Here is a 14,010-nt window from a genome sequence, read left to right as displayed (position 1 = left end):
CCCGTAATACCGCACGCCTTACCACCGCCCTTTCCAGCCGGTGACAAGGCGAAGTCAATGACTGAAATGATCTCCCCAGCAGCGCGGAGTGGTTCTAGGCTCTTCCGTACCGCCGGTCGCGCAGTGCGGGGACGGGCACCGCACACGACGCACCGGAGCACCAGCGGTACTTGAGCGCCGCCCCGAACGGGAGCGCCGCCGGGCAAGGAGGGCCGCATGACCGTACGGCGAGTAATGGGGATCGAAACGGAGTACGGGATCTCCGTTCCGGGACACCCGAACGCCAATGCCATGCTCACCTCGTCCCAGATCGTCAACGCCTACGCGGCGGCGATGCACCGGGCGCGACGCGCCCGCTGGGACTTCGAGGAGGAGAATCCGCTGCGGGACGCCCGCGGCTTCGACCTCGCCCGCGAGGCCGCCGACAGCAGCCAGCTCACCGACGAGGACATCGGCCTCGCCAACGTCATCCTGACCAACGGCGCGCGCCTCTACGTCGACCACGCACACCCCGAATACAGCTCCCCCGAGGTCACCAACCCCCTCGACGCCGTGCTCTGGGACAAGGCCGGCGAGCGGATCATGGCCGAAGCCGCCGAACGCGCCGCCCAGCTGCCCGGCGCCCAGCCCATCCACCTCTACAAGAACAACACCGACAACAAGGGCGCCTCCTACGGCACGCACGAGAACTACCTGATGAAGCGGGAAACCCCCTTCTCGGACATCGTGCGCCACCTCACCCCCTTCTTCGTCTCCCGCCAGGTCTTCACCGGCGCCGGCCGCATCGGCATCGGCCAGGACGGCCGCGAGCACGGCTTCCAGATCAGCCAGCGCGCGGACTACTTCGAGGTCGAAGTCGGACTCGAGACCACCCTCAAGCGCCCCATCATCAACACCCGCGACGAACCCCACTCCGACGCCGAGAAGTACCGCCGCCTCCACGTGATCATCGGCGACGCCAACCTCTCCGAGATCTCCACCTACCTCAAGCTCGGCACGACCTCCCTGGTCCTGTCCATGATCGAAGACGGCTTCATCAACGTCGACCTCGCCGTGGACCAGCCCGTACGCACCCTCCACCAGGTCTCCCACGACCCGGACCTCCAGCACCTCATCACGCTGCGCAGCGGGCGCACCCTGACCGCCGTACAGCTCCAGATGGAGTACTTCGAGCTGGCCAGGAAGTACGTGGACGAGCGGTTCGGGACGGACGCCGACGAGCAGACCAAGGACGTCCTGGGGCGCTGGGAGGACGTACTGGGCCGGCTGGAGACCGACCCGATGAGCCTGGCGGGGGAGCTGGACTGGGTGGCCAAGCGGGAGATCCTGGAGGGCTACCGCAGGCGGGACGGGCTCGGCTGGGACGCGGCGCGGCTGCACCTGGTGGACCTCCAGTACGCGGACGTACGGCCCGAGAAGGGCCTGTACAACCGCCTGGCGGCCCGCGGCAAGATGAAGCGGCTGCTGGAGGAGCCGGCCGTCGAGCGGGCCGAGACCAAGCCCCCGGAGGACACCCGGGCCTACTTCCGGGGCCGGTGCCTGGAGCAGTACGCGGACGACGTCGCGGCGGCCTCCTGGGACTCGGTGATCTTCGACCTCCCGGGCCGGGACTCCCTCCAGCGGGTCCCCACCCTGGAACCCCTGCGGGGGACCCGGAACCACGTCAAGGAGCTCCTGGACCGCTGCCGCACGGCGGAGGACCTGGTCCGGGTGCTTTCGGGGCAGTGAAGGGGGCTGAAAGGCCCCCGCCGAGGGAATCATGAAGGCACCCGGACGTTGTGAAAGTACGGGGACGAAAGCCGGGCCCTCCTTGTAGGGTCCGACGTAGGGTCTGATCTTGAGAGGTCCCGAATCCCGGGGTCTCTCCGTGTGAGCGTGCGAACCGAGCGGGGTGAGGTAGACATGGCGACCAAGGACACCGGCGGCGGACAGCAGAAGGCGACGCGCTCGACCGAGGAGGTCGAGGAGGCGGCGGTCGAGGAATCGACCGACCTCAAGGAGCGGCAGGAGAAGCTCTCCGACGACGTCGACTCGGTTCTCGACGAGATTGACGATGTCTTGGAGGAGAACGCCGAGGACTTCGTTCGGAGTTTCGTACAAAAAGGCGGCGAATAGCCTTCGAATCCAAGGCAGGCTCGCCAACATGTCTCCATGTCCAATGGAACGAAGTGGTGTCGTGGCTGTGGCCGGGACGTCCCACTGAGCGGGTTCGCCCTCGACCGGAATCGTGGCGACGGCCTCCAGCCGAGGTGTCGGGAGTGCGTGGCGGAGTACAGCGCCGCGCACTACCGGCGCCGCCAGGCCGAGAGAGGCAAGGTCGTCAAGGAAAAGGTGGATGTCCCGTCCGGTCACAAGCTCTGCCGGCAGTGTGGTGAGGTCAAGCCGCACAGCGAGTGGCACAAGAACGCCTCGGCGTCCGACGGCTTGTCCACCCGGTGCAAGGCGTGTCGGGCGATCCAGGGACGGGCGGGCCACCTCAAGCGTTCGTACGCCATGACCGAGGCGCAGCGAGACGAGATGATCGCAGCTCAAGGCGGCCTCTGCTGCGTCTGCCAAAAGGCCCCGGCCGTACATGTGGATCATTGCCACACGACGGGTAAGGTCCGTGGCGTACTTTGCTTCAACTGCAACACGGCCATCGGCAAGTTGGGAGACGATCCCGACGCCGCTCGTCGGGTCGTTTCATACCTGGAGGGACACGCGTGGAAGCCAACAATCGTGGCACAGGGCGTCTACCGGCAGCCTTCCTGACGCCGGGGTCGTCGTCCTTCATGGACTTCCTGGGTGCGCACTCGCCCGAGATGCTGCCCGGCAACCGGAAGCTGCCCGAGGGGATCGTGGAGGCGCCGCACGGGACGACCATCGTCGCCGCCACGTTCCCCGGCGGGGTCGTGCTCGCCGGTGACCGGCGGGCGACCATGGGGAACATGATCGCGCAGCGGGACATCGAGAAGGTGTTCCCGGCCGACGAGTACTCCGCGGTCGGCATCGCCGGTACGGCCGGCCTGGCCGTGGAGATGGTCAAGCTGTTCCAGCTGGAGCTGGAGCACTTCGAGAAGGTGGAGGGGGCGACCCTCTCCCTGGAGGGCAAGGCGAACCGGCTCTCGACCATGATCCGGAGCAATCTGGGGATGGCCATGCAGGGTCTGGCCGTGGTTCCGCTCTTCGCGGGGTACGACGAGGCCAAGGAGAAGGGCCGGATCTTCTCGTACGACGTGACCGGTGGCCGCTCGGAGGAGCACGGGTACGCCGCCACGGGCTCCGGTTCGATCTTCGCCCGGGGTTCGATGAAGAAGCTGTACCGCCCCGACCTGACGGAGGAGCAGGCGACCACGCTGGTCGTGCAGGCGCTGTACGACGCCGCCGACGACGACTCGGCGACCGGCGGGCCGGACCTGTACCGCCACATCTACCCCATCGTCACCGTCATCACCGACGAGGGCTTCCGCAGGCTGGACGACGACGAGTCGCAGGAGCTCGCCCGCAAGGTGACGGACCGTCGGCTCCAGGAGCCCGACGGGCCGCGTGCCGCTCTGCTCTGACCAGTCCTCGTCTCGTCGCCCAGAAGAAAGGGACGGATAACCGGTGTCGACTCCGTTCTATGTGTCACCCCAGCAGGCCATGGCCGACCGGGCGGAATACGCCCGGAAGGGCATCGCCCGCGGTCGCAGCCTCGTCGTGTTGCAGTACGCCGACGGCATCGTGTTCGTCGGTGAGAACCCGTCCCGTGCGCTGCACAAGTTCAGTGAGATCTATGACCGGATCGGCTTCGCGGCCGCCGGGAAGTACAACGAGTACGAGAACCTGCGGATCGGTGGTGTGCGCTACGCCGATCTGCGGGGTTACACCTATGACCGTGACGACGTGACGGCGCGCGGGCTGGCGAACGTGTACGCGCAGACGCTCGGCACGATCTTCTCCTCGGCCGGTGAGAAGCCGTACGAGGTGGAGCTGGTCGTCGCCGAGGTCGGTGCGACGGCGGCGGGGGACCAGATCTACCGGCTGCCGCACGACGGGTCGATCGTGGACGAGCACGGTTCGGTCGCGGTCGGCGGGAACGCCGAGCAGATCAGCACCTATCTCGATCAGCGGCATCGGGACGGGATGACCCTGCCCGACGCGTTGAAGCTGGCGGTGCAGGCGTTGTCGAGTCAGGCGAACGGCGCGGAGAAGACGATTCCGGCCGAGCGGCTGGAGGTGGCGGTGCTGGACCGGACGCGGGCGCAGCAGCGCAAGTTCAAGCGGATCCGGGGTCGGCAGTTGGCGCGGTTGCTGGAGGCGGACGTTCCGGCGGCTGCTCAGGCGGATGCGGTGTCGAACGACGAGGTTCCGGAGGACGAAGCCGAGTAGGGCTGTGGCGTGTGGGCCCCGGTCCGTCCCTGTGGGGGCGGGCCGGGGCTTTCGTGTGCCCGGGGGGCGTCAGGGGGTGGGGGCGGGGCCGGTGGAGTCGCGGACGGTGAGTTCGACGGGGATTTCGGGGGCGGTCCAGGGGGTGCCGTCGAGGACGGCGAGGAGGGCGGTCATGCCTTGTTCGCCGACGCGTTCGGCGGGGAGGCGGACGGTGGTGAGTTCGGGTTCGACGGCGGTGGCGAGGGCGAGGTCGTCGAAGCCGGTGACGGAGAGGTCTTCGGGGATGCGCAGGCCGAGGCGGCGGGCGGCCTTGCAGACGCCGGCGGCGAGGATGTCGTCGTCGCAGACGACGGCGGTGGGCCGGTGGTGGGGGTCGGCGAGGGCGGTTTCGGCGGCGGCGCGGGCGGCGTCCACGGTGAGGGGGGCCCGTGCGGTGCGCAGCTGGTGGTGGGGTGCCGCGAGGAGGGTGGCGAGGGTCTGGGCGCGGATGTGGAAGGTCCAGGAGTCGACGTCGGCGGCGAAGTGGAGGAAGCGGTGGTGGCCGAGGTCGAGGAGGTGTTGGGCGGCTTGGCGGATGCCGTCGGTGATGGCGAGGTTGACGTGGGCGGCGGCTTGGCCGGAGGTGGGGTCGCTGTCGAGCATGACGAGGGGGAGGCCGTTGCCGCCGAGGGCGTCGAGGGCGTCGGTGGCCATGGAGGAGGCGATGATGCCGTCGAGGGCGGCGCGGGCGGAGGCGAAGGGGTCGCGGGCGGGGCCGGTGCCTTCGGGGGAGGGGTAGAGGACGACGCCGAAGCCGTGGGTGGCGGCTACGCGGGCGGCGCCGGTGTAGACGCGGGCGAAGAATTCGTTGGTGAGGGCGGGGACGACGAGGAGGGCGGTGCGGGTGGTGCCGAGGCGGAGGTTGCGGGCGGCGAGGTTGGGGCGGTAGCCGAGGGTGGTGGCGGTTTCGCGGACGAGGGTGGCGGTGCGTTCGGAGACGCGGCCGCGCCATTTGTCGCCGAGGACGAGGGAGACGGTGGCCTGGGAGACTCCGGCGGCGGTGGCGACGTCGCGGCTGGTGGGTCTCGTCACAGGTTGCTCCTGAAGTGCGAGGTGGGGCGGGGTGTGGGTGGCGTGCGGGTGGACCGGGCCTCTGTGGCCATGGTACGTATGACGTGTCTCGTTATACGTATTACCCCGGCGGTGGATCCGGGCGGAAGGGGGCGGTCATGGCCGCGGGTTACGCGGAGCTGCTCAGGACCAGGTACGCCGCGAGGCTGCTGGTGGGCACGCTGATAGGCCGGCTGCCGAACGGCACCGCGGCGATCGCCATCGTCCTCTTCATCCGGGACGAGGGCGGCAGCTACAGCCTGGCGGGCGCGCTGGCGGCCGCGTACGGGCTGGCGAACGCCGTGGGGCAGCCGCTGCTGGGCCGGGCGGTGGACCTGTACGGGCAGCCGCGGGTGCAGCTGCCCGCGGCGCTGGTGTCGGCGCTGGGCATGGTCTGGCTGGCGGTGGCCGGTACGGGGTCGGTGGCGGCCGCGTACGGGGCGATGGTGCTGGCCGGTCTGTTCACGCCGCCGCTGGAGGGCGGTCTGCGGGCGCTGTGGCCGGGGGTGCTGGGGGGCCGTGAGGAGCGGGTGCACGCGGCGTACGCGATGGACGCGGTGGCCCAGGAGGTCATGTACACGGTGGGGCCGCTGCTGGTGACGCTGTGCGTGTCGCTGTGGTCGCCGGCGGTGGCGCTGCTGGTGCTGAACGGCGTCGGTGTGCTGGGTGTGCTGTCGGTGGTGGTGTCGGAGCCGTCCCGGACGTGGCGTTCGGCGCCGCGTGAGGCGCACTGGCTGGGGGCGCTGCGTTCGCGGGGTCTGCTGGCGCTGCTGGGTGCGTTCTTCTTCATCGGCATGGCGCTGGGGTCGATCGCGGTGGCGGCGGTGGCGTACGCGGACGGGCACGGTGGTCAGGCGGTGTACGGCTGGCTGATGGCGGCGCTGGGTCTGGGTGCGCTGGTGGGTGGTGTGTTCTACGGGGCGCGGCAGTGGGCGGGGGCGCCGGAGCGGCGGCTGCGGGTGCTGGTGGCGCTGCTGGCGGTGTGTTACCTGCCGCTGGTGCTGGAGGTGGGTCCGGTGGCGATGACGGCGTTGTCGGCGTTGGCGGGCGTGTTCCTGGCGCCTTCGCTGGCGTGTGCGTTCATCGTGGTGGACCGGCACGCGCCGGCGGGGACGGTGACCGAGGCGTTCTCGTGGCTGGTGACGTTCTTCGGGGTGGGTGCGGCGATCGGTACGGCGGCGGCCGGTCCGGCGCTGGAGCTGGGTGGTACGGCGGCTGGTTTCGCGGTGGCCTGTGGTGGTGGCGCGGCGGCGCTGCTGGTGCTGATGCTGACTCAGCGGGCGCTGTCGGGTGCGGGTCACAGCAGGACGGTGGCGGGGTCGGCGGAGGGGTCGGCCGGGGTGGTTTCGGAGCCGTTGATCAAAAACTGACCTGAACGCCGTTCTCCAACCCGGTTTCAGAAGAGTGCGGAAGGCGTAATGTTCAGTCATGGACCGCCGCATTTTCGGGCTGGAGAACGAGTACGGCGTCACGTGCACGTTCAGGGGACAGCGCCGACTGTCTCCTGACGAAGTGGCGCGCTACCTCTTCCGCCGTGTTGTGTCATGGGGCCGCAGCAGCAATGTCTTCCTGCGGAACGGCGCCCGCCTCTACCTCGACGTGGGTTCGCATCCGGAATATGCAACTCCCGAATGCGACAACCTGACCGAACTGGTCACGCACGACAAGGCCGGCGAGCGCATTCTCGAGGGCCTGCTCGTCGACGCCGAACGCCGCCTGCACGAGGAGGGAATCGCGGGCGACGTCTACCTCTTCAAGAACAACACCGACTCGGCGGGCAATTCGTACGGCTGTCATGAGAACTACCTCGTGGCCCGGCACGGAGAATTCTCCCGCCTCGCGGACATCCTGATTCCGTTCCTCGTCACGCGTCAGCTGATCTGTGGCGCGGGCAAGGTGCTGCAGACGCCCAGGGGCGCGGTCTACTGCGTCAGTCAGCGGGCCGAGCACATCTGGGAGGGTGTCAGCTCCGCCACGACCCGCTCCCGGCCGATCATCAACACGCGTGACGAGCCGCACGCCGACGCGGAGCGGTACCGCAGGCTGCACGTCATCGTGGGCGACTCGAACATGTCCGAGACGACCATGCTGCTCAAGGTGGGCGCCACGGACCTCGTGCTGCGGATGATCGAGGCGGGCACCGTGATGCGGGACCTGACCCTGGAGAACCCGATCCGGGCGATCCGGGAGGTCAGCCACGACATCACGGGCCAGCGCAAGGTGCGTCTGGCCAGTGGCCGGGAGGCCTCGGCGCTGGAGATCCAGCGGGAGTACTTCGACAAGGCCCTGGACTTCGCCGACCGGCGGGGCATCCGTACGGGGGTGGTGGCGCAGGTCCTGGAGCTGTGGGGCCGCACGCTGGAGGCCATCGAGGCGCAGGATCTGGACCGGATCGGCACGGAGATCGACTGGGTGATGAAGTACCAGCTGATCGAGCGGTACCGGGCCAAGCACAACATGACGATGTCCAATCCGCGGGTCGCCCAGATAGACCTCGCGTACCACGACATCCACCGCCGGCGGGGTCTCTACTACCTGCTGGAGCGCAAGGGGCAGGCGGCGCGGGTGTGCAACGACCTGAAGATCTTCGAGGGCAAGTCGGTGCCCCCGCAGACCACCCGGGCCAGGCTGCGCGGCGACTTCATCCGCCGGGCGCAGGAGCAGCGGCGGGACTTCACGGTCGACTGGGTGCACCTGAAGCTCAATGACCAGGCGCAGCGCACGGTGCTGTGCAAGGACCCGTTCCGGTCGGTGGACGACCGGGTGGAGAAGCTGATCGCCGGCATGTGACGTGGTGCGGCCGGGGCCCCGTGCGCTGTGGCGTACGGGGTCTTCGCACGCCACGGCCTTGTCGCGGAGGGGTCAGCCCGTAGAGTGGGCCGCTACGACGGACCATTCCAGCGACCCTGAGGACCATTGTGCGACGCCGACTTGCTGCCGCGCTCATCGTGCCGGCTCTGATGCTCACCGCGGCCTGCGGAGGGGGCGAGGACTCCGGGAAGAAGGATCCCTCCGCGTCGCCGTCGGCCGATGCCGCGAAGACGGAGGTGCCGAAGCCGGTGGCGTCGGCCGAACCGATGCCGACGGTGGCCGGCGAGGCCGGCAAGAAGGCGGAGATCACGGTTCCCAAGGGCGAGCCGAGCGGCAAGTTCGTGGTGAACACCCTCAAGGAGGGTTCGGGGCCGGAGATCAAGAAGGACGATCTCGTGGTCACGAAGTACACGGGCAAGGTCTGGAAGAGCGGTAAGGAGCTGAGCGGCTCCTACGACCCGGAGGGTCAGCCGCTGGTCGTCCCGGCCGGTTCGCAGCAGATCCTGCCGCTGTTCAGCGAGTCGGTGCTGGGCAAGAAGGTCGGCAGCCGCGTGCTGGTCGTCGCCCCGCCGGCGGCGGCCTTCGGTGAGCAGGGCCAGTCGCAGCTGGGTGTCGGCCCGAAGGACAACCTGGTGTTCGTCCTCGACGTCGATTCGGTGCTGCCGAAGAAGGCCGAGGGTACCCAGGCGCCGATCCCGTCGGAGCTGCCGCAGGTCAAGGCCGACGAGGAGAAGGCCGCGACGATCACGATCCCGAAGAACGACCCTCCGAAGGAGCTGGTCGACAGGGTCCTGATCGAGGGCAAGGGCGCCGAGGTCAAGAACGGCCAGACCGTCTACATGCAGTACAGCGGTGCGGCGTGGGCGCCGAACCAGGGCAAGGACTCGGCGAAGCTCTTCGACACGTCGTGGAAGACGGGTGCCCCGTTCTCGACCAAGATCGGCCAGGGTCAGGTCATCGAGGGCTGGGACAAGGGCCTGGTGGGCAAGAAGGTCGGCAGCCGCGTGCTGCTGGTGATCCCGCCGGAGCAGGCGTACAAGGACCAGGCCAAGGGCGAGGACCTGCCGGCCAACTCCACGCTGGTCTTCGTCGTGGACATCGTCGGAGCAGTGTAAGACTGTTCCGGTTGTACACCGTTTCGTAGGTATGAGGAGCAGTTCCGTGAGCGACAAGCTCGAGAAGCCCGAGATCGACTTCCCCGAGGGTCCGGCCCCGGCCGACCTGGTCATCGAGGACATCTGGGAGGGGGACGGCGCCGTCGCCACGGCCGGCAACAAGGTCTCCGTCCACTACGTGGGCGTGGCCTTCTCCTCCGGCGAGGAGTTCGACTCCTCCTGGAACCGCGGCGCCCCGCTGCAGTTCATCCTGGGCATCGGCCAGGTCATCCCGGGCTGGGACCAGGGCATCGCGGGCATGAAGGTCGGCGGCCGCCGCAAGCTGACGATCCCCGCCCACCTCGCCTACGGCGACCGGGGTGCCGGCGGCGCCATCAAGCCGGGCGAGACGCTGATCTTCGTCTGTGACCTGATGGGCGTCTGATCTCACGCGTTGTGATCATGGAGGGCCCCCGCCGTGAGGCGGGGGCCCTCGCTTTTGCCGGGGACCGCGGGGGCGGTACGGTCAACGGTCACGAGTGTGTGCCGAGGAGTGGGGGATGGGCGTCGATGGCGATTGCCAAGGCCGAGCGGCTGATGAACCTGGCGCTGTGTCTGCTGGGGACGCGCCGTCCCCTCAGCAAGCGTGAGCTGCGCGGTTCGATCGAGGCCTATCTCGAAGCGGGGAACGACGAGTCGTTCAACCGGATGTTCGAGCGGGACAAGGACGATCTGCGCGAGCTCGGTCTGGTGATCGAGACGGTGGAGAACCTGGAGGGCGAGACGGGCTACCTGGCCCGCCGGGACAGCAACCGGCTGCCGCCCGTCTCCCTCGACGCGGAGGAGGCCGCCGCCCTCGGGCTGGCGGCCAAGGTGTGGCAGCAGGCCCGCCTCGCGGGCGCGGCCAGCGGCGCGCTGCAGAAGCTCCGCGCGGGCGGGATGCCGGAGGCCGGTGATCCGTACGAGGGCCAGCACAGCGCCATCGAGCCGCGGATCCCCGTCCACGAGGCGGCCTTCGAGCCGCTGATGCTGGCCTGCCGCGACCGGCGGCCGGTGGTCTTCGAGTACCGCAAGTCCAACGCGGCGCGGCCCGAGCCCCGCCAGGTGGAGCCCTGGGCCCTGGAGTGCTGGCGGGGCCACTGGTACCTGGCCGGCTACGACCGCGACCGCGGGGCGGAGCGGGTCTTCCGGCTCTCCCGGATCACGGGCAAGGTCCGCTCGCGGGCCGGGAAGTACACCGCGGAGGTGCCGGACGTGGTGACGGTACGCGAGACCGTGGCGGCCTGGGCCGGGGAGGGTGCCCAGCGCAGCGCCCTGATCCGGCTGCGCGCCGGGGCCGGCTACCCGCTGCGGGCGAAGGCCACCGCCGTGCGTGAGGGCGGCGACGGCTGGGACGAGCTGGAGATCCCGTACGGGCACGGGCTGGACGCCTGGCTCGTGGAGTTCGGCCCCGACGTCGTCGTGGTGGGCCCGGCGGACCTGCGGGCCGACGTGGTGGACCGGCTGCGCGCCGTCGCCCAGGGCTGAACCCGAACAACAACAGCAGCAACGCCCTGAGGGGGAGACGTAGCAGCATGGCCGCCAACGCCATCGACCAGACCCGCCGGATGCTGTCCCTGGTGACCTACCTGCGCGAGCGCCCCGGCGCGCACGTCGCGGACGTCGCCCGTGCCTTCGGGATCACCGAGGACGAGCTGATCTCGGACCTCGACGTGCTGCCCATGTGCGGCACCAGCTTCCGCGGCGGTGACCTGCTCGACATCGACACCGACGGCGACCGCATCTGGTGGCACAACGCCGACGCCTCGGGGGAGTCCACCGCCGAGCCGCTGCGGCTCGCCGCCGACGAGGCCACCTCCCTGCTGGTCGCCGCCCGCGCCGTCGCGACCCTGCCCGGGCTGCGCGAGAGCGACCGGGACGCGCTGCTGCGGGCCACCGCCAAGCTGGAGGCCGCCGCGGGAGAGGCCGCCGGGGCCAGCTCCCGGCTGTCGGTGACCTTCGAGTCGGAGGGCGGGGTCTTCGCGGACGTCGACCGGGCCATCTCCGAGCGGCGCCGGCTGTGGCTGCGCTACTACTCGCCGGCCCGTGACGAGCTGACCGAGCGCACCGTCGACCCGATCCGGCTCTTCGCGGTCGGCCACACCTACCTGGAGGGCTGGTGCCACCTCTCGGAGGCCCGGCGCACCTTCCGGCTCGACCGGGTCGCCGAGATCAGGCTGCTCGACGAGCGGGCCGAGCCGCCCGCGATCGAGCCGCGCGACCTGTCCGTGGGTCTCGTGCAGCCGGCCGCCGAGGACCCGGAGGTGGTCGTCGAGGTGGGTCCCGGCGGACGCTGGGTCGCCGAGTACTACCCCCACGACAGCGCCGAGGAGCTGCCCGGCGGGGGCCTGAGGATCACGCTGCGCAGCCCCGACCCGGCCTCGCTGCGCCGGCTCGCGCTGCGTCTGGGGCGTGACGGGCGGATCGTGTCGCCGCCGGAGCTGGCGGACAGCGCGCGGAAGGCCGCTGGAGAAGCACTCGCGGGGTACGGGGAACAGGTCTAGAGGGAGCGGGGAGCGATGTCGCGATCAGCAGGTCTCGTACCGGTCACGTTCAAGGCGGCCTGTCCCGAGTGCCGGGCGCGTTTCGAGCTCGCGGCGGACGCGCTGCGCCTGGCGATCGGGGGCAGCCGGCGCACCACCTTCTACTCCTTCACCTGTCCCGAGTGCGCGGCGGCGGTCCGCAAACCGGCAGGTGAGCGCATCGTGGAGCTGCTGACGGGCGGGGGAGTGAGCACCCTGCGCAGTGTGTGAGGGCGGGGCGCTAGGCTCTTGGCATGCTGTGGCCGATGCTCGCGATCGCCCTGGGATTCCTCGGGCTCGCCGTCCTGTCCGTCCTCGCCCTGCGGGTCTTCCTGGAGGTGCGGCGGCTGTCCGGGCAGGTCGCGCTGGCCAGCCGCCGGATCACCGAGGCCTCGGGCGACCTGGAACGGGCCGCTTCCGACCTCGCGCGGGCGGGGCGGGCGGCGGCTCCGTAGCGGTCGTGCGACCGGCACGCGGTCTTCTGGATATGGAAACCGCGGAGCCGGACCCGTACCGTCGGTGCGGCAGGCAATCGCGCAGCCCCCCGGGGATTGCCGGGCGTTAACCGTCGGGGGTTACGATCCATGTCAGAGCGGTACCGGATCTTTGTCCGGAATCGCCTGGCCACCACAACCAGCCGTTTCGGTGAGAAGGAAGACACACATGATCGGCAATCTGAAGCCCCTTGAGATCCTTCTGATCATCGCTGTCATCGTGCTGCTGTTCGGCGCCAAGAAGCTCCCCGAGATGGCCCGCTCGCTCGGCAAGTCGGCCCGCATCCTCAAGAGCGAGGCCAAGGCGATGAAGAAGGACGGCGAGGCCGAGGACGCCGCCACCGCCGCCCCGGCCGCCGATCAGGCCGCCCAGCAGCCCGCCGCCCCCCGTACCATCCAGGCCGCGCCCGGTGACGTCACCAGCGCCCGGCCCGTCAACGAGCCGAACCGCACCACCCAGGGCTGACGCGCGGCGGTCGCCGTCACGCCAGTCATCTGCAACGAGACAAGGGACGTGGGTTGCTCAAGTCTGCCCGCAAGCAGGGGAAACAGGACCGGCAGGCGAAGGACGCCGAAGGGCGGATGCCGCTGGTCGAGCACCTGCGTGAGCTGAGGAACCGGCTGCTGAAGTCGGTTCTGGCGATCATCGTGGTCACGGTGGTCGCGGCCTACTTCTACCGGCCGATCATCGACTTCCTGCTGGAGCCGATGCTGTCGTCCGTGGGCTGCACCGACGGCGCGACGCACCAGCGCAACGGCGCCCCCTGCGCCGAGATGACCACCAACGGCCTGACCGCGCCCTTCTCCATCGCGCTGAAGGTCGGCCTGTCCGCCGGCATCGTGCTCTCCGCCCCGGTCTGGCTGTACCAGCTGTGGGCGTTCGCCGCCCCCGGCCTGCACCGGAACGAGAAGAAGTACGCGCTGAGCTTCGTCGCGGTCGGCGCGCCCCTCTTCGTCGCCGGCGCGGTGCTCGCGTACAAGATCCTGCCGCAGACGGCGGAGATCCTCCTCGGCTTCACCCCCGACCACGTCAAGAACCTGCTCCCGGTCGACGACTACCTCGACCTGGTCACGCGCATGGTCGTGGTCTTCGGCATCGCCTTCGAGCTGCCGCTGATGCTGGTGCTGCTGAACTTCACCGGGGTGCTCACCGGGAAGCGGCTGGGCAGCTGGTGGCGCGCCATGGTCCTCGGCATCACGCTCTTCGCGGCGTTCGCCACGCCCACCGGTGACCCGGTGACCATGCTGACGCTGGCCTCCCCGATCGTGGCCCTGTACTTCATCGCCCTCGGCATCTGCCTGCTGAACGACCGGCGGCGCAGGCGCAACGACCCCGACGCCGGGCTCGACGACGACGAGGCCTCCGAACTGGACCTGACCCCGGCCCCGATCGGCGCGACGGGAGCGGCCCCGGCCGCCTCCCCCCTGCCCGTGCAGGACGACGGCGGGCGCCGCCAGATCAGCGGCTACGACGACGCCACCTGACCGGAGAAACCCGGGGACCGCGCCTCCGCGCCGGTCCCGGGGCGGGGGGGGGGGGGGGGGGGGGGGGAGGGGGGGGGGGGGGGGGGGCGGGGGTGCGGGGGGGGGGGGGGGGGGGGGTGCAGGGGC

16 protein-coding genes are annotated in these 14,010 nt (G+C 70.1%); 15 read left to right on the top strand and 1 reads right to left on the bottom strand.

Features of this window, described 5'->3' with window-relative positions:
* Positions 1–216 precede the first annotated feature (216 nt).
* The 5 genes from dop (at position 217) to prcA (ending at position 4,350) form a co-directional block, all read left to right on the top strand.
* Entirely contained in the window at positions 217–1,728 is a 1,512-nt protein-coding gene (dop, locus tag ACZ4WZ_RS19350; protein WP_467891809.1) for a depupylase/deamidase Dop, read from the top strand.
* Positions 1,729–1,902: 174 nt separating this feature from the next.
* On the top strand, positions 1,903–2,115 hold the full coding sequence (locus tag ACZ4WZ_RS19345) for a ubiquitin-like protein Pup (RefSeq protein WP_030233608.1): 213 nt from the start codon (positions 1,903–1,905) through the stop codon (positions 2,113–2,115).
* Between the two features lie 36 nt (positions 2,116–2,151).
* Complete coding sequence (locus tag ACZ4WZ_RS19340) at positions 2,152–2,751, top strand: endonuclease VII domain-containing protein (protein ID WP_467891806.1); 600 nt, start codon at positions 2,152–2,154, stop codon at positions 2,749–2,751.
* The gene (gene prcB, locus ACZ4WZ_RS19335) at positions 2,703–3,542 is read left to right on the top strand and encodes a proteasome subunit beta (RefSeq protein ID WP_467891804.1); all 840 of its coding nucleotides are present in this window, start codon (positions 2,703–2,705) and stop codon (positions 3,540–3,542) included. The genes ACZ4WZ_RS19340 and prcB overlap by 49 nt, the downstream gene beginning before the upstream one ends.
* A 43-nt stretch (positions 3,543–3,585) precedes the next feature.
* The gene (gene prcA / locus ACZ4WZ_RS19330) at positions 3,586–4,350 is read left to right on the top strand and encodes a proteasome subunit alpha (RefSeq protein WP_467891802.1); all 765 of its coding nucleotides are present in this window, start codon (positions 3,586–3,588) and stop codon (positions 4,348–4,350) included.
* Positions 4,351–4,419: 69 nt separating this feature from the next.
* On the opposite strand, the gene ACZ4WZ_RS19325 is transcribed toward prcA, so the two are convergent.
* A complete protein-coding gene (locus ACZ4WZ_RS19325) occupies positions 4,420–5,421 on the bottom strand; it encodes a LacI family DNA-binding transcriptional regulator (protein ID WP_467891800.1) in 1,002 nt (333 codons plus the stop codon).
* A 137-nt stretch (positions 5,422–5,558) separates the two neighbouring features.
* Here ACZ4WZ_RS19325 and ACZ4WZ_RS19320 point away from each other — a divergent pair, with 137 nt between their 5' ends.
* From ACZ4WZ_RS19320 to tatC, 10 genes are all read left to right on the top strand, one after another.
* Complete coding sequence (locus tag ACZ4WZ_RS19320; RefSeq protein WP_467891798.1) at positions 5,559–6,809, top strand: MFS transporter; 1,251 nt, start codon at positions 5,559–5,561, stop codon at positions 6,807–6,809.
* 58 nt (positions 6,810–6,867) lie between these two features.
* Positions 6,868–8,229, top strand: a complete 1,362-nt coding sequence (pafA, locus tag ACZ4WZ_RS19315; RefSeq protein WP_467891796.1) for a Pup--protein ligase — start codon at positions 6,868–6,870, stop codon at positions 8,227–8,229.
* Positions 8,230–8,357: 128 nt separating this feature from the next.
* The gene (locus ACZ4WZ_RS19310) at positions 8,358–9,365 is read left to right on the top strand and encodes an FKBP-type peptidyl-prolyl cis-trans isomerase (RefSeq protein WP_467891794.1); all 1,008 of its coding nucleotides are present in this window, start codon (positions 8,358–8,360) and stop codon (positions 9,363–9,365) included.
* A gap of 31 nt (positions 9,366–9,396) precedes the next feature.
* Positions 9,397–9,789 (top strand): FKBP-type peptidyl-prolyl cis-trans isomerase, encoded by a 393-nt coding sequence (locus tag ACZ4WZ_RS19305; RefSeq protein ID WP_467891792.1) that lies wholly within the window; start codon positions 9,397–9,399, stop codon positions 9,787–9,789.
* 125 nt (positions 9,790–9,914) lie between these two features.
* Positions 9,915–10,871, top strand: coding sequence for a helix-turn-helix transcriptional regulator (locus ACZ4WZ_RS19300; protein ID WP_467891790.1), 957 nt, complete (start codon positions 9,915–9,917; stop codon positions 10,869–10,871).
* Between the two features lie 47 nt (positions 10,872–10,918).
* Entirely contained in the window at positions 10,919–11,887 is a 969-nt protein-coding gene (locus ACZ4WZ_RS19295; protein ID WP_467891788.1) for a helix-turn-helix transcriptional regulator, read from the top strand.
* Positions 11,888–11,902: 15 nt separating this feature from the next.
* Complete coding sequence (locus tag ACZ4WZ_RS19290) at positions 11,903–12,136, top strand: CpXC domain-containing protein (protein ID WP_388945279.1); 234 nt, start codon at positions 11,903–11,905, stop codon at positions 12,134–12,136.
* Positions 12,137–12,159: 23 nt separating this feature from the next.
* The gene (locus tag ACZ4WZ_RS19285) at positions 12,160–12,360 is read left to right on the top strand and encodes a hypothetical protein (RefSeq protein ID WP_388945282.1); all 201 of its coding nucleotides are present in this window, start codon (positions 12,160–12,162) and stop codon (positions 12,358–12,360) included.
* Between the two features lie 208 nt (positions 12,361–12,568).
* Positions 12,569–12,865 (top strand): Sec-independent protein translocase subunit TatA, encoded by a 297-nt coding sequence (gene tatA / locus ACZ4WZ_RS19280; protein WP_388945284.1) that lies wholly within the window; start codon positions 12,569–12,571, stop codon positions 12,863–12,865.
* Between the two features lie 53 nt (positions 12,866–12,918).
* Positions 12,919–13,884: a twin-arginine translocase subunit TatC gene (gene tatC / locus ACZ4WZ_RS19275; protein ID WP_467891785.1), complete on the top strand. Its 966-nt coding sequence runs from the start codon at positions 12,919–12,921 to the stop codon at positions 13,882–13,884.
* Positions 13,885–14,010 lie beyond the last annotated feature (126 nt).

The sequence above is a fragment of the Streptomyces sp. NPDC029122 genome (assembly GCF_055569445.1).
The sequence above is the reverse complement of the archived record's forward strand: the minus strand, read 5'-3'. Positions and strand labels throughout refer to the sequence as shown.

Excerpts from the sequence above, each read along its gene's own strand:
- dop (WP_467891809.1), top strand. The coding sequence starts at position 217 with ATGACCGTACGGCGAGTAATGGGGATCGAAACGGAGTACGGGATCTCC.
- ACZ4WZ_RS19345 (WP_030233608.1), top strand. The coding sequence starts at position 1,903 with ATGGCGACCAAGGACACCGGCGGCGGACAGCAGAAGGCGACGCGCTCG.
- ACZ4WZ_RS19340 (WP_467891806.1), top strand. The coding sequence starts at position 2,152 with ATGTCCAATGGAACGAAGTGGTGTCGTGGCTGTGGCCGGGACGTCCCA.
- ACZ4WZ_RS19320 (WP_467891798.1), top strand. The coding sequence starts at position 5,559 with ATGGCCGCGGGTTACGCGGAGCTGCTCAGGACCAGGTACGCCGCGAGG.
- pafA (WP_467891796.1), top strand. The coding sequence starts at position 6,868 with ATGGACCGCCGCATTTTCGGGCTGGAGAACGAGTACGGCGTCACGTGC.
- ACZ4WZ_RS19305 (WP_467891792.1), top strand. The coding sequence starts at position 9,397 with ATGAGGAGCAGTTCCGTGAGCGACAAGCTCGAGAAGCCCGAGATCGAC.
- ACZ4WZ_RS19300 (WP_467891790.1), top strand. The coding sequence starts at position 9,915 with ATGGCGATTGCCAAGGCCGAGCGGCTGATGAACCTGGCGCTGTGTCTG.
- ACZ4WZ_RS19295 (WP_467891788.1), top strand. The coding sequence starts at position 10,919 with ATGGCCGCCAACGCCATCGACCAGACCCGCCGGATGCTGTCCCTGGTG.
- ACZ4WZ_RS19290 (WP_388945279.1), top strand. The coding sequence starts at position 11,903 with ATGTCGCGATCAGCAGGTCTCGTACCGGTCACGTTCAAGGCGGCCTGT.
- ACZ4WZ_RS19285 (WP_388945282.1), top strand. The coding sequence starts at position 12,160 with ATGCTGTGGCCGATGCTCGCGATCGCCCTGGGATTCCTCGGGCTCGCC.
- tatA (WP_388945284.1), top strand. The coding sequence starts at position 12,569 with ATGATCGGCAATCTGAAGCCCCTTGAGATCCTTCTGATCATCGCTGTC.